The organism is Arthrobacter sp. FW306-06-A (genome assembly GCF_021870055.1).
Classification (GTDB): domain Bacteria; phylum Actinomycetota; class Actinomycetes; order Actinomycetales; family Micrococcaceae; genus Arthrobacter.
Genome location: NZ_CP084552.1, coordinates 3,029,123 through 3,044,233, shown reverse-complemented (window position 1 = coordinate 3,044,233; position 15,111 = coordinate 3,029,123). Strand labels below are relative to the sequence as shown.

10 protein-coding genes are annotated in these 15,111 nt (G+C 66.2%); 5 read left to right on the top strand and 5 right to left on the bottom strand.

The window, feature by feature from the left end; genetic code table 11:
- Positions 1-66: 66 nt before the first annotated feature.
- A complete protein-coding gene (hemL, locus tag LFT49_RS14140) occupies positions 67-1,398 on the top strand; it encodes a glutamate-1-semialdehyde 2,1-aminomutase (RefSeq protein ID WP_237428543.1) in 1,332 nt (443 codons plus the stop codon).
- Positions 1,399-1,560: 162 nt separating this feature from the next.
- Here the strand turns inward: hemL and LFT49_RS14135 are convergent, their stop codons facing one another.
- The 4 genes from LFT49_RS14135 to LFT49_RS14120 all read right to left on the bottom strand — a co-directional run bounded on the left by LFT49_RS14135 (position 1,561) and on the right by LFT49_RS14120 (position 5,079).
- The gene (locus tag LFT49_RS14135) at positions 1,561-2,298 is read right to left on the bottom strand and encodes an amino acid ABC transporter ATP-binding protein (protein WP_237428542.1); all 738 of its coding nucleotides are present in this window, start codon (positions 2,296-2,298) and stop codon (positions 1,561-1,563) included.
- Positions 2,295-3,059, bottom strand: a complete 765-nt coding sequence (locus LFT49_RS14130) for an amino acid ABC transporter permease (RefSeq protein ID WP_236820124.1) — start codon at positions 3,057-3,059, stop codon at positions 2,295-2,297. Before LFT49_RS14130 ends, LFT49_RS14135 begins: the two co-directional genes overlap by 4 nt.
- Before the next feature lie 33 nt (positions 3,060-3,092).
- Entirely contained in the window at positions 3,093-4,043 is a 951-nt protein-coding gene (locus LFT49_RS14125; protein WP_236798953.1) for a substrate-binding periplasmic protein, read from the bottom strand.
- Between the two features lie 325 nt (positions 4,044-4,368).
- Complete coding sequence (locus tag LFT49_RS14120; RefSeq protein WP_236798952.1) at positions 4,369-5,079, bottom strand: 3'-5' exonuclease; 711 nt, start codon at positions 5,077-5,079, stop codon at positions 4,369-4,371.
- A gap of 63 nt (positions 5,080-5,142) precedes the next feature.
- On the opposite strand from LFT49_RS14120, the gene LFT49_RS14115 reads away from it, so the two are divergent.
- From LFT49_RS14115 to LFT49_RS14105, 3 genes are all read left to right on the top strand, one after another.
- Positions 5,143-5,559 carry an MGMT family protein gene (locus LFT49_RS14115; RefSeq protein WP_236798951.1) on the top strand — a complete coding sequence of 139 codons (417 nt, stop codon included), beginning with the start codon at positions 5,143-5,145 and terminating at the stop codon, positions 5,557-5,559.
- Positions 5,560-5,720: 161 nt separating this feature from the next.
- A complete protein-coding gene (locus LFT49_RS14110) occupies positions 5,721-8,939 on the top strand; it encodes an ATP-dependent helicase (protein ID WP_236798950.1) in 3,219 nt (1,072 codons plus the stop codon).
- Entirely contained in the window at positions 8,936-12,460 is a 3,525-nt protein-coding gene (locus tag LFT49_RS14105) for an ATP-dependent DNA helicase (protein ID WP_236798949.1), read from the top strand. The genes LFT49_RS14110 and LFT49_RS14105 overlap by 4 nt, the downstream gene beginning before the upstream one ends.
- Positions 12,461-12,552: 92 nt before the next feature.
- Here LFT49_RS14105 and LFT49_RS14100 read toward each other — a convergent pair whose 3' ends face one another.
- On the bottom strand, positions 12,553-13,947 hold the full coding sequence (locus LFT49_RS14100; protein WP_236798948.1) for a macrolide 2'-phosphotransferase: 1,395 nt from the start codon (positions 13,945-13,947) through the stop codon (positions 12,553-12,555).
- 139 nt (positions 13,948-14,086) lie between these two features.
- On the opposite strand from LFT49_RS14100, the gene nudC reads away from it, so the two are divergent.
- Positions 14,087-15,109 carry an NAD(+) diphosphatase gene (gene nudC / locus LFT49_RS14095; RefSeq protein WP_236798947.1) on the top strand — a complete coding sequence of 341 codons (1,023 nt, stop codon included), beginning with the start codon at positions 14,087-14,089 and terminating at the stop codon, positions 15,107-15,109.
- Positions 15,110-15,111 lie beyond the last annotated feature (2 nt).

The following is a 15,111-nucleotide window of genomic DNA, read 5'->3' as shown; positions in this document are numbered from 1 at the left end:
GGGCCTTCCGGTTGACTGAGCTGCCCTGCCAACTCTGCTCTTCGGCAAACTGAGAGAATAGGAACCATGACTTCCAGCAATCCTCGCAATGAGGCACTCTTCGACCGCGCCCGCCAGCTGATGCCGGGCGGCGTCAACTCCCCGGTCCGGGCTTTCGGTTCCGTCGGCGGAACGCCGCGCTTCATGGTCTCCGCCAAGGGACCGTACCTGACGGACGCCGACGGCAAGGAATACGTGGACCTCGTCTGCTCCTGGGGCCCGGCGCTCCTGGGCCACGCCCACCCGGCCGTCCTGGATGCCGTGCACGCCGCTGTCGATCGCGGGCTGTCCTTCGGTGCTTCCACCCCTGACGAGGCCAACCTCGCCGAGATCGTCAAGGAGCGTGTTCCCGCCGTCGAACGCCTCCGCATGGTGTCCACCGGCACCGAGGCCACCATGACGGCCGTCCGGCTGGCCCGCGGGTTCACCGGACGCAACCTCATCATCAAGTTCGCGGGCTGCTACCACGGCCACCTGGACGGCCTCCTGGCCGCGGCCGGTTCGGGCGTGGCCACCCTGGCCCTGCCCGGCTCCGCAGGTGTCACCGAGGCCACCGCCGCCGAGACCCTGGTGCTGCCCTACAACGACCTCACGGCTATCAAGGAAGCCTTCGCCGCCCACGGCCAGAACATTGCGGCCGTCATCACCGAGGCAGCCCCTGCGAACATGGGTGTCGTCACCCCTGCCGAAGGATTCAATGCAGGGCTCTCCCGGATCACCCGCGAGCACGGCGCACTCCTCATCGTTGATGAGGTCCTGACCGGCTTCCGCACCGGCTACTCCGGCTACTGGGGCCTCACCGGCGGCGCGCCCGACGCCGAGGACCCTTGGACGCCCGACCTGCTCACCTTCGGCAAGGTCATCGGCGGAGGAATGCCGACGGCGGCACTCGGCGGCCGTGCAGACGTCATGGACTACCTGGCCCCCACAGGCCCGGTGTACCAGGCCGGAACGCTGTCAGGAAACCCGGTGGCCATGGCGGCAGGCGTTGCCACGCTGACCCATGCCACCCGCGACGTCTACTCCTTCATCGACGTCCGGTCGCTGGAACTGTCATCCGCCCTCTCCAACGCCCTGGATGCCGCGGGCGTGGACCACTCCATCCAGTTCGCCGGGAACCTCTTCTCGGTGGCCTTCGGAACCTCGGCCACCGGCGTGCACAACTACGCCGACGCCCAGGCGCAGGAGGCGTTCCGCTACGCGCCGTTCTTCCACTCGATGCTGGAATCCGGGGTCTACCTGCCGCCGTCGGTCTTCGAGGCCTGGTTCCTTTCGGCCGCCCACGACGACGACGCCATGAACCGTATCTACGACGCCCTTCCCGCGGCAGCGAAGGCAGCCGCCGCCGCACAGGGATGAGCCCCCGGCGATAGGCGCCTCCCGCCGTCGTCCTCCACTCGCGAGATGGCATTTAACGGCAGTTCCCGGACATGGGACTGCCGTTAAATGCCATCTCGCGGAAGGCAAAAGGAACCCCCGCCTGCAGGCCGCAGGCGGGGGTTCCCTTGTGTGCTTAAGGTGCTACAGGACGTCCGAGAGGAAGCTCTTGAGCCGGTCGGTCCGCGGCTCGGTGAAAAGCTGTTCCGGGGGGCCGGATTCCACCACCACTCCGGCGTCCATGAACGTTACCGAGTCCGAGACGTTGCGGGAGAAACCCATTTCATGGGTCACCACCACCATGGTCATGCCGCCCTTGGCGAGGTCCGCCATCAGCGCCAGCACGCCCTTGACCAGCTCAGGATCGAGGGCGGACGTGGCCTCGTCGAAGAACATTACCTCAGGCTTCATGGCCAGGGCGCGGGCGATAGCCACACGCTGCTGCTGGCCCCCGGAAAGGTTGGCCGGACGGGAATCGGCCTTGTGCTTCAAGCCCACCAGGTCCAGCTGCTCCAACGCTTCGGCTCGGGCCTGCTCCTTGGAAAGCTTGCGCAGTTTCCGCAGGGCCAGCGAGACGTTTTCCTCCACGGTCTTGTGAGGGAACAGGTTGAACTGCTGGAACACCATGCCGATCCGGCGCCGGAGCTCGTCCGGATTGTCCTTCAGCACGGATCGTCCGTCCAGCAGGATGTCGCCCTGGTCAGGTTCGATCAGCCGGTTCATGACCCGCAGCAAGGTGGACTTGCCCGAGCCTGATGGCCCGATGACCGATGCCGTAGTGCCCTGCGGAACGTGCAGGTCAATGCCCCGCAGGACGTGATTGCTGCCGAAGGAAAGGTGGATGTTCTTGGCGCTCAGTGTTCCCGATGCGAATTCGCTCATGCCTGGGCTCCCTTTCCAACGACGGCTGCTGCCTCGTCCGGTTCTTTCTTTTCCGGCCGGCCTGTCCGCAGGCGGGTATCGATGTAGTTGACCAGGTGGGTGAGCGGGATGGTCATGGCCAGGTAGAAGATGGCAGCTGCCACATACGGGGACAGGTTACCGCTGCGGGCGGCAGCGTCCTGGCCGATCTGGAACAGTTCCCGTTCCGTGGCCAGCAAGCCCAAGGTGAAGACCAAGGAGGAATCCTTGATCAGGGCAATGAACTGATTCATGAGGGCAGGAAGTACCCTGCGGATACCTTGTGGCACCACCACAAGACGCATCGAGGGACCGTAGCCGAATCCCAGGGCGCGCGATGCCTCAAGCTGCCCCTTGTCCACGCTCTGAATGCCGGAGCGGAAGATCTCACCCGTGTAGGCGGCAGCCATGAGTGACAGCGCCGCGACGCCCATGGGGTACGGGCTGTTACTGCCTGTCAGTTCGCGGAAGATCGGTCCGAATCCAAGGCCGATGACCAAGATGGTGAGGACCGCCGGGAGCCCACGAAACACGTCCGTGTACACCCGGGCAGTCCACCGCGCCACAGGATTCCTTGAGATTCCCATGAGAGCCAGGAGCAGGCCGACGACGGCCCCGATCAGTCCCGAGGTGATCGCCAGGACCAGCGTATTGGGCAGGCCCACCGCGAACATGCTTGGCAGAACCTCGGCGATCTGCTTCCAGTCAAGGAAGGTCTCTCCGAGTCGTGTCAGGAAATCCATATGGCGTCGCTATCTTTTGTGGTTGGCAGGTTTCTACTTTGCTGGGACCTTGACGGCCTTGCTGCCCGGCTTCCAACCCTCGGGGGTCTGCTCGGCAGCGGTCGGACGGTCCTTGTACCACTCGGCGGTCAGCTTGGACCAGGTACCGTCGGCAACTACGGCATCAAGGGCAGAGTTCAGCGCTTCCAGCAAGGCAGGGTTGTCCTTGGCAACGGCGTAGGCAGTGAAGTTCTGCGTGTTGAGCTTCTTCTCGGCAATCTTCGTGCCGTCACCGGGCTTTACCTGGCCGGTTGCCTGCTGCGACGGTGCCACCCAGGCATCCACCTGCCCGCTCTTCAAGCTGGCGAAAACGGTGTTGTAGTCAGGGAAGGAAACAGGCTCAAGGTTCAGGGTGTTCTTGACGTAATCTTCCTGGACGCTGCCGCTGACAACGCCAATGCGCAGGCCGCTCTTCAGTTCAGCGAACGTCTGGACCTTGGCGTCTTCCTTGGTCACCAGGGCCATGTAACCGAAGTCGTAACCATTGGTGAACGCAACTGTTTCACGGCGGGCGTCCGTGGTGGAGATCGAGGAGGATCCGACGTCGAACTGCTTGTTCTTGACCTGGCTGAGAAGCGCCTGGAATTTGGTGGAAGCAAACTCGACCTTGAGCCCCAGCTTGTCGGCCATAGCCCGCAGAAGCTCGTTGTCGTAGCCAGTGAACTTGCCGGACGAATCAACGAAGATATTCGGCGGGGCGTCTGACAGGGTTCCGACGCGCAGGGTGCCCTCAGTAACGAGGCCCAGCTTGCTCTTGTCGATTTTGTCGAGGGGGGTGACATCGGCAGTGGTGTACTTGTCCAGCGTCTGCTGGTCGCTGCCCTTCAGGGCGTCCGTGGGGGTGCCGCTGGGCTGGGAAGACCCGCCGCCGCAGGCTGCGAGGGAAACCGCGAGGGCAAGTGCAACGGGAGCGGTAGTGAGCCACTTCATCGCTTTGATTTTCATCTGGTTGTCACTTTCATGAGAGTCGTAAGTCGACCGGGCCGCAAGGCAGCGCTGGGGCGCCTGGCACCTGCCCGGCGCTCATCCAACTCTCCGGGACAGGGGTGACTGCAAAACTTTATTGTCTCACCAGGGCAGAACCGGGCTGGCGCCGAAGAAAAAGAGTAGCTTTCCGTCTAGAGGCGAATTTAATGCGCTCCACGACGGTTTCAGGCGTCAAGGGAAGTGCTAGTGGTCCCTGCAGGCGAACGCTGCTCAGCGAGGGGCAGGCTTTATGTTTCCCGACGTGACTGTGAGATGCCTCCCACTTGGAGGCACGGCGATGGTTCTAGAAGCCGCCTGCCGTGGCATCCTGCGGCGGAAGTACGGGCCAGTCTCCCTCAATGACGGCCGCGGGCTTCGTCTTCCGAAGATACCCCTGGAAGTCGGCGGCCTGGCTGACGGCCCAATCCACCTGGAGCTGGTGGAGCTGGCTGGCGGGCATCATCAGCTTTGGGAACTTCCCTGCCATCGCATCAAGGACCCGGAGGGTTGCCAAGGCATCAGCCGCCGACGTGTGGGCGTTGTCCAGCACCACTCCGTACTCCTCGCAGAGCGCGGTGAGTGTGCGTTTGCCCTTGCGGTACCGGTCAACCTGCTTGTTCATGATGTACGGGTCCAGGACCGGGAAGCGGGTGAGCTGCGGGATTCCGTAGCGGGCCGACTCGGCGGCAAGGACCGTGAAATCGTAGCTGGCGTTGAATGCAATCACCGGGGTCCCGGAATCGAAGAGCTCCTGCAGCGCCGCCGCCACTTCGCGTGTGACCTCGTGGGCGGGCCGGCCCTCCCGCCTGGCCTGTTCTGTGGTGATGCCGTGCACGTCGCTTGCCTCGGTGGGGATCTCGACGCCTGGATCGGCCAACCACTCGTGTTCCTTGATGACCTGGCCTTCGTGGTCCACCACGGTGATCGACGCCGTGACGATTCGTGCCGCCCGTGAATTACGGCCGGTGGTCTCAAGGTCGAAGGCTGCGCGGGGGAGTGTGTTCCAGGAGCTCATGCTTCAACGCTAAGGGGACCCGCCGACAATTCCCGGGAGCGCCACTGCGGCTACATTGGATCAATGCGGAATGAGTACGTCCAAGCGGTCCTGGCCGTCGTGAGGCTGGTGCCCGCAGGGTCCGCAGTGTCGTACGGGGACGTCGCCGAGCTCCTGGGGTCAGGAGGCCCGCGCCAGGTCGGTTCCGTCATGAGCCACCATGGCGGAGGTGTTCCATGGTGGCGTGTCCTGAAAGCCAGTGGCCATGCACCCGAGGGCCACGAAGCCGAGGCGCTGCTCCTTTACCTTGAGGAAGGAACCCCGCTTCTGGGGGATTACAGTTTGTACTTGCGCAGCGGGGAGGGGCGGTGGCGGGTGGATCTGGCCGCGGCGCGCTGGGCGCCGACAGAAAGTGATTTTGACACCATCGATGAAGTTGCCGAGGCCCTGGAGCGCCGCCTCCACCGATTGTCGGTGGCTGATGATGGAATGAGTTTGTGACCGTAACTATTCCTTTGACCGGCCCCTGGGACCCCCACCGGCAAGAGCCCGGGACTGGCCAGGAACCGGCAGCACCGGGTGCAGGAGGCACTGGAACCAGCAGTGCCCTGCCGGGGTCGCCGGCCCTTCGGCTGCTTCCGCCACGTCGGTTGCATGTGGAAGTGCCCCGGCTCACACCCGATCAGCAGGCAGCGGTCGACGTCGTGCAGGGTTCGGGACCCGTACTGGTGCCTGGCGCCCCGGGTACCGGGAAGACCACCGTCCTCGTCGAGGCCGCCGCCCAGCGCGTCTTTCGCGACGGCGTCGACCCCGAACGCATGCTGATCCTTGCACCCACCCGCCTGGCAGCGGACTTCCTGCGCGACCGTTTCACTGCCCGGCTGGACAGGAGCCTGAGCACCACCCCGGCCAGGACATGGGCTTCATATGCGTTCGACGTCATCCGGCGGGCGAAGGCCGAAGGCGTCATCCCGCTGTCCAGGCCGCCGCGCCTGCTGTCGGGTCCGGAACAGGACCTCATCATCAAGGAACTCCTAGGGGGCCACCAGCTGCCAGGACTGGAATTGCCCTGGCCTGCCGACCTGGAAGGCGCCATGGAGACCCGCGGCTTCCGCCAGGAAGTGCGCCAGCTCTTTGACCGCATCATTGAATCAGGCCGTACAGCCGAAGACCTTCCGCAGCTCGCGGATGACTGCGACCGGCCGGACTGGAAGGCCGCAGCGGCCCTCTATGCCGAATACCGGGACGTCCTGGACCTGCGGATGCCGGAGGCCTTCGACCCCGCTGGGATCATCACGGCGGCCAGGCAGATCTTCCAGGACTCACCCGATTTCCTCGCGGCGGAGCGCGCCCGGCTGCAGGTGGTCCTGGTGGACGATATCCAGGAGGCCAACCCGGCCATCTTCGAGTTACTGGCGGACATCACCGGCGGCAAGGACTGCTACGTGACGTCATCCCCGGACACGGTGGTCCAGGGCTTCCGGGGTGCCCGGCCCGATCTGGTGGCTGAACTGCCCCGTCTGCTCTCGGCCACGGGGGCCGTCATCGAGCGCCCGCTTTGGAATGCCCACGGCCTCGCGCCTGCCGTGGCGCAGGCCTGGTTGAACGTCGCAGGCCGCATCTCGCAGCGCGCGGGCGGGCAGCTGGCCCGCCGCCTTGAGCAACCCACGTGGCTTGCGCAGGGTGAGGACGCAGGGGAGCCTGAAAATTCCGGACAGACCGCAGATGAGGCGTCGCAGGGCAGCGTGGAGGCCCACCTGGTCCCCACTCCCGTGCACGAGCTGCGGTATGTTGCCCAGCGGATCCTGGACCAGCACATCAACCACGACCGCGACCTGGCGGACATTGCCGTCATCGTGCGCAACGGCGGCCAGGTCAGCGAGCTGCAGCGGTACCTTGCCGGACAGGGCATTGCCGTACGGGTACCGGTGGCGGAGACCGCAGTCCGGGACGAGGTAGCTGTACGTCCCCTCCTTGATGCGTTTGCCGTCGCCCTGGATCCGGCGCTGTTGACGCCGGAGGCCGCGGTTTCATTGCTTACCTCCCGCATCGGCGGGGCCACCTCCATTGAGCTGCGCAGGCTGCGGCAATCGCTGCGGCGGGAGGAACTCCTGGGCGGGGGTGGGCGGGCAAGTGACGCCCTGTTGGTCGAAGCACTGCTCGAACCGGGCGCGCTGGGTGCGTTGGGTATCGAGGGCCGCGCCGCCCGCCGCACTGCCCGCATGATCCATGCTGGGAGGGAGGCAGCAGTCCTGCCCGGAGCCAACGCGGAGTCAGTGCTGTGGGCACTGTGGGACTCCACCGGGCTCTCGCGGGTGTGGACAGCCGCGGCACTGGAGGGCGGACCCCATGGCGCCCGCGCCGACCGTGACCTTGACGCAATGATGGCGCTCTTCCACACGGCGGAGCGCTATGTGGACCAGATGCCCGGCGCCGGGCCCGAACAATTCCTCGAATACCTCCTGAACCAGGAGCTTCCCATGGACACCCTCGCAGCCCGCGCCCAGCTCGACGATGCTGTGGAACTTATGACTCCTGCCAGTGCGGCAGGCCGGGAATGGCCGGTTGTGATCATCGCCGGGCTGCAGGAGGGAGTATGGCCCAATACAAGGCTCAGGGGTGAACTTCTCGGAAGCACCCTGTACGCGGACGCTGTGGAGCACGGTCCCGCCTACGCCCTCCAGCGCGATCCCTTGAGCCGGCTGCGGGACATCCGCTACGACGAACTCCGAAGCTTCTCCACCGCGGTCTCGCGGGCACGCGAACTGCTGGTGTGTACCGCGGTGTCTTCGGAAGACGACCAGCCATCGTCCTTCCTGGATTTCGTTGCGCCCTTGGTGCCCGGCCAGGAGGCAAGGCCGTTCACCCAAGTGGAACGGCCCATGACTCTGCGCGCCCTGGTCGCTGAACTTCGGCAGCATGCCCAGCTGGATGGAGATTTGCCCCAGGCGCAGGAAGCAGCCAAGGTCCTGGCACACCTTGCCGCCGCGCAACCGGCCGTTGCCGGCGCGCACCCGGACAGCTGGTGGGGATTGGCCCCCCTGACATCCTCCGAGGCAGTGGTTCCGCCCGGCGGGACCGTTTCTGTATCCCCATCGAAGGTGGAGACGGTGCAAAAGTCGCCCTTGGACTGGTTTGTCCAGGCAGCAGGTGGCGAACCGGCCACCGACTTCGCCCGGAGCCTGGGAACCCTGGTGCATGCAATCGCCCAGGACATGCCAGACGCATCCGGATCCGAATACGTGGCTGAACTCGTTCGCCGCTGGCCGGCGCTGGGCATGAAGGACAACTGGGAGGGAAGGCTGGACTTCCACCGCGCCGAGGCCATGGTGCGGAAGCTGGCGCAGTATGTGCTGTCCATGAGGAGCGAAGGCCGCAGCCTTCTGGGCGTGGAGCAGGACTTCGAAGTGGCCCTTGGCGAGGTGGCGGTGGATGAAGCGACGCCGCGGGAAGCGGTTCTCCGTGGGCAAGTGGACAGGCTGGAGATCGACGGCGAAGGCCGCCTGGTGGTGGTGGACCTCAAGACCGGGAAGCGGCAGCCGGGCAAGGGCGAGCTGTCCCGCCATCCGCAGCTTGGTGCATACCAGGCCGCAGTACTGGCCGGCGGCTTCGACGCCGGACCCGCCGGAGCCCGGCAGCCCGGGGGAGCGGTGCTGGCACAGCTGGGGACCACAGCCAAGAGTCCCGCCATCCAGCAGCAGGAACCACTAAACCCGGAGGAGAACTGGGCCTTGGACATGGTCAAGGACGCCGCCACCGTCATGGGCGGCAGCGAGTTCATTGCCCGGCACGACCCCTCAAAGGGCAGCCATGGGGGCCATGGTTGCCGGCTCCCCGAGGTATGCCCCTTGTGTGTGCGCGGAAGGCAGGTGACCGAATGAGCGAGGCACTTTCCACGCTGCCTGCGGCACAGGATGTACTGCCCGTACGCTTCAGCCCGGAAGAACTTTCCGTGCTGCTCGGCGAAAAGAACACCCCTACACCTGAGCAGTCGGCCATCATTTCCTCGCCCCTGGCACCCCGTCTGGTGATCGCCGGAGCAGGATCGGGAAAGACCGCCACCATGGCGGACCGGGTGGTTTGGCTGGTGGCCAATGGCTGGGTCACCCCAGAGGAGGTCCTGGGGGTGACCTTCACCCGCAAGGCTGCAGGCGAGCTGGCCAGCCGCATCAGGTCAAAGCTCCTGGCCCTGCAGCGCCTCGCCGCCAAGGACACCAGGATGTTCCCGGAGGGCCTGCTGAGCACCGACGCCCTGGAGCCCAAGGTGTCCACGTACCATTCGTTCGCGAGTGGCGTCGTCTCGGACTATGGGTTGCGGCTTGGCGTGGAGCGTGACGTGGTACTGCTGGGCGGAGCGCAGGCCTGGCAGTTGGCAAGCGAAGTGGTGGAGGCGTACGACGGCGAATACGCCCACTTCCGGGCCGCCAAATCCACCTTGGTCAAAGCCGTCATCCAGTTGGCGGGAGAGTGTGCCGAGCACCTCCAGGAACCCGAGGACGTCGAAGCGTGGCTCATGGCGCGCCTTTCGGAGTTTGAGTCACTGCCTTACCTGGCCGGCAAGATGAAGAACCCGCCCAAAGCGGCCGCGGACCTTGCGGGTATGCTGCGGACCCGCGCAAGCGTCGCGGACATGGTAGGCCGTTACGCCGCGGCCAAGCGTGCCCGGGGCGCACTCGATTTCGGCGACCTGGTGGCGCTCGCCGCCAAGGTGGCACAGGATGTCCCGTTGGCGGCCCAAATGGAGCGGCAGCGGTACAAGGTGGTTCTGCTGGACGAGTTCCAGGACACGTCCTACGCGCAGCTGGTCCTCTTTTCCCGTCTCTTCGGCGGCGGCCATGCGGTTACAGCGGTCGGTGACCCCAACCAATCAATTTATGGGTTCCGTGGCGCGTCGGCCGGACAGTTGTTCCACTTCGTCCGCGAGTTTCCGGTCCGTACCCGCGCGGCGGAACCTGGAGCGGGTTGGGCGCCCGCTCCAACTTCCTACCTGACGACAGCGTGGCGGAACGGCCGGTCCATCCTCTCGGCCGCCAATGTCATGTCGCAGTCCCTCGGCAGGGCAGCTGTACAAAATGGACCTGCCGGGGGCAAGGCCGCCGCCGCTGAGGTCCCTCCATTGCAGCCGAGTCCATTTGCCGTGGAGGGGACTGTGGTGCTTGGCCGCTTTGCCAGCGACGTGGAGGAGGCCGCCGCCTTGGCCGACGACGTCCTGAAATACCGGGTCACCGACTTTGAGCTGAAACCCGACGGCACCGCCGAACCTCCGGCCATCGCAGTGCTGTGCCGCAGGCGCGCCCAGATGGAGACCGTCCGGCGGCAGTTTGAAGCCCGGGCAATCCCTTACGAAATCGTGGGTCTTGGCGGTCTGCTGGACACCCCGGAGATCGTCGACCTTGTTGCCACCCTGCGGGTGCTTGCCGATCCTGGCCGCTCCGATGCCCTGATGCGGCTGCTTGCCGGTGCCCGGTGGCGGATAGGTCCCGCCGACCTCATGGCATTGCGCGACTGGTCAAGCCAGCTGGCGCGGAGCCGTGGAACGGCTGCACAGGGATTCGACGACCACAGCCTTGACACGGACAGCGACGAGACGGATGCGCCAATCCTCGAAGGTGACCTGACTGACGGCGCCAGCCTGGTGGAAGCTTTGGACTTCCTTCCCCGGGACGGGTGGACGTCGCCGACTGGACGTACCCTCAGCATGGGGGCGCGCAGCCGGTTGTCGCGCTTGTCGATTGAGCTGCGGCAGCTGCGGGCCTATCTGGGTGACGACCTGACCACACTTCTGGGTGAGGTAGAGAGGGCCATGCTGCTGGATATCGAGGTGGCGGCCCGCCCAGGGATCAGCATCCACCAGGCCCGCCGCAACCTCGACGCCTTCCAGGATGCAGCTGCCGGCTTCCTCCGCACCTCCCAGCGGGTGGACATCCTCGCCTTCCTGTCCTGGCTGGAGGCTGCATCGGCGGAAGAAAACGGGTTGGAAGCGCCGGCCAGCGACGTAAACCGGGAAGCGGTGCAGCTGCTGACCGTGCACGCGTCCAAGGGCCTGGAATGGGATGTGGTGTTTGTCCCCGGAATGAATGCGGGCGCCTTCCCCAGCGACAGGGACTCCCGCTGGAGCAGCGGCGCCGCCGCGCTGCCCTGGCCCCTGCGCGGGGACCGCGCGGACCTCCCCCAGTGGGACCTTGACCAGCCGGACCAGAAAGGCTGGCTGGATGCCGAGAAGGACTACAAGGCCGGCGTACAGGCACATGGCGAGTCGGAGGAACGGCGCCTGGCCTATGTTGCCTACACCAGGGCCAAGCACGTGCTGTGGGTGTCCAGCGCCGCCTGGGTTGGTTCACGGGCCGGGCGGGCGGAGATGTCACCCTTCCTTGCCGAGCTTGAAGCCTTGACCCAGCCGGCGGACGGCGTCCCGTCTCCGAATGCGGTGGTCCACCCGCTGTCGCTCGCGGAAGCCGACCTTCCTGACCAGAGCCCGCTGACCCTCGAAACAGAAGAAGCAGGCTGGCCGTACGATCCACTGGAAGGACCGGTGGATCCGCGGAGCGGTGAACGCCTTCGCTTGGCCCGCGGACGGCGTACAGCCATGGAAGCAGCAGCCCAGCGCGTGCGGGGGATCCTGGAGGCAGGCGCCGGCAGGCCGGTTCCCGGAGAGGTGGCAGGGAACCACAGCGCTCCCGGGAAGGGGAACAGCCCACTGTCCGGGGCCCGGCCCGAGCTTGCGGGTGTGGCGGCAGGCTGGGCCCGTGAAGCAGCCTTGCTGCTGGAGCGCAGGGCAAAGAGGTCCGGTGGCCGGGATATTCATCTGCCCACCCACATTTCCGCTTCAACCCTGGTTGACCTCGGCGACGACCCCAGCGCCGTATTGGGACGGCTGCGCCGGCCCGTGCCGCGTGAACCTGGTATGTCGGCGCGAAAGGGCACCGCTTTCCACGCCTGGGTTGAGGAGTACTTTGGAACGGCAGGGATGCTGGACCTCGGTGAAGCGCCGGGTTCAGACGACCACATCGATGCCGCTTACAACCTCGACGAGATGGTGGCCACCTTCAAGGCCTCCCCGTGGGCCGACAGGTCACCCGCGTTCGTTGAGGTCCCGGTGGAAACCAGGGTGGGCGAGGTTGTGGTCCGCGGACGGGTGGATGCCGTCTTCCAGGACGCCGATGGCCGCTGGGACCTGGTGGACTGGAAAACCGGACGCCGCCCGTCCGGGGAACAGCTGAAGACCCGTTCAATCCAACTCGCGGTGTACCGGCTCGCGTGGGCGCGACTGAAGGATGTGCCGCTGGAGGATGTGCGGGCAGCATTCTTTTACGTTGGCGATAACGCCGTCGTCCGGCCGCACGACCTGGGAACGGCGGCTGAGCTGGAAGGAATCGTTGCTGCGGCGCTCAGCCGCCCCTAGGACCGGCGGGCCAGGACCGCCGCGCCTGGGGGCACCGGCACCAACGCGTCGCGGCCTACTCTCCAGCCGACACGGGCCGCTCCCTGCGAAGCTCAGCCCTGTTTGACGTTGATGACGGAAATAGCGGCAGTTGAGGTGTCGTCCGGACCCTTTTCTTCCTTACCCGGCCCCGCCTGGGCCTCGCCTTCGGCCGCGGGTGGTTCCACCGGAATGGGGGCTACATGCACGGCAGGACGGGGGCGTCCTGCCAGCTCTGCCTGGGCTGCCGGCTGGGCGCCTACGGCAGGCCGTGCCTGTCCGGAAGGTGTGGCCGGACCAGGCTGAACGGTCGCAGGTTGGGCGCCCGCAGGGCTGCCGGGATCGGCGTGGGTGCCCTCAGGGCTGGCAGGGCCAGGTTGGCCAGGGCCGGTTTGCGCGGGGACGGGGATGACAGTAACGGCGGGAGTGACGGCTGAACTGCCACTCCCCGTTTCATGGGCTGTTGCGGAAGCTCCGGCAGCGGCAGGTGCTGCTGCTCCGGACGTATCCGGCCCGTTCTTGGCCGGCAGCGGCTCGACGCTGATGGGCTGCCCGCCGTACTCGGCGATGTCGCTGGCGAGGCTTTCCAGCATTCCCTCCGCTTCGCTGACCATTTCAGGATCACCCGTGGCCAGGCCTTTGACCAGGTACTGCGCCAGGGCGAACTCCGCGGACAGGGCGGCCCGGCGCAGCAGGTGCTGGTCCGGGACGTCGCGCCGGCTGGACGTGTAGGCGGCCAGCACCGTGTCGATGAAGTCCTGCTCGTTGGATGCCACCAACCAGGCAAAGTCGTCGGCAGGGTCGCCGATGCGCAGATCCGTCCAGCCGGTGACTGCGGTAACACGTCCGGACTCCACCAGCAGGTTGTCCTCGTGCAGGTCGCCGTGCACCACACAGGGGTTGAACCGCCACAGCGAAACATCCTCCATGGCGTGTTCCCACCGGCGCAGCAGGGTGGCGGGTATCTTCCCGGTGGTTGCAGCCTGGTCCAGTTCGTTCAGCCTCCGTTGGCGGAACTCGTTGGGGGTGTAGCTGGGAAGATCGGCGTTGCTGACCAGTGACCGCGGCAGGTCATGGATTGCAGCCAGGGCGGAACCGATTTCGCGGCCCAGCGCGGCGGGGCCCGACGTCAATTCCTCGACGCTGCGCGTGCTGCCGGACAGGTGCGAGTATACGAAAGTGGTTAGGGCCCCCAACCGGACGCTGCCCGCCACGGTCGGCATGAGGAACGGCAGTTCCGCCCGGACCCCCGGCGCGAAAGCACGCAGCACGAGGAACTCCGTTTCGAGCCGGGCGCTGGCTTCGGCGTGCCGCGGCGACCGTACCCGCCAGCGCTTTCCCTCGGAGTCAAGGAGCAGGGCTGAGTCGAAGTCCGCTGGGTCATCCGGCGCAGAGCTAACGGCCGTCGGGGTCAGTCCGGGGACTGCCGCGGTTGCAATCGCCGCCAGTTCAATCGGTTTTCTTCTCACCGTTCCACGGTAAGTTGCGCGCCGTCCCAGAAGGCGGTCCGGCCGCGGCGAGTCTTGAGATAGCTGCAAATCCCGGAAACCAACCCGGACGGACGCCCGGGAAATGTGAAATGTCGGTGGCAGTCAGTACGGTGGAACCATGAGCCACGCGGAGTCCGTAACACCCGTCCATCAGGCCGTGCCCGCACCACTGCCGGCAAACCACCTTGTGGACACCCTTCTTCCGGTGAGGCCGGCCCTGGTGGACCGCGGATCTGCCGTGCGCGGCAGGCCCGGCATGGTGGATGAGCTGCTGGCCGGTCCGGAGGCTGTGGCCGCAGTCCTGTCCCGGCGCCAGGGGCTGGTGCGGGGGAGCAGCCTGGTCCTGACTGGGGCCAGGGACCTCCTTGCGGAACTCAATGCGGCAGGATTCGCGCCGGAGCTCGTCGTATACCTGGGGTCGGCCCTGCCCCCCGCCGATCTCCCAGCCGGGACCGAGCTGTTGCTGTTCGTGCTGCCTGAACCCCCGGAACCTGGCACCGCCGGGATTCCTGCCGACGCAGCCTGGGCCGGGTTCCGGGAGGTCGCGGCAGGATTGACCGCCACCTCCACTGCCCTTTTCGTCGAGTCCAGCGCCATCGCCAACTGGCACGCAGCCCACACGCACTGCCCCCGTTGCGGGACACCCACAGAGGTGGAAGCCGGCGGCTGGGTGCGCCGGTGCCCGGCAGACAATTCAGAGCATTTTCCCCGGACTGATCCCGCCATCATTGTCACGGTGGTAGGACCGGACGGCCGGCTGCTCCTGGGCGGCGGCGGCCCTCCGGAAGCCCGGAACTACTCCACGCTGGCCGGCTTCGTCGAGCCAGGGGAGTCGCTCGAGGAAGCCGTAGTCCGCGAGATCCAGGAAGAGGTGGGGGTGCGAGTCACCGCCTGCCAGTACCTGGGCTCCCAGTCGTGGCCGTTCCCGGCCTCCCTTATGCTTGGATTTACCGCCGTTACCGAGGACGCCGAAGCAACGCCCGACGGCGTGGAGGTCACCAGGGCCCGCTGGTTCAGCCGCGGGGAACTCCAGGATGCGGTGCTCAGTGGGGAGATCACCATTTCCACCAGGCTTTCCATCGCCCGTTCCCTGATCGAGCACTGGTACGGCGGCCGGATCCAGGACCTGGCCGACGCCTAAGT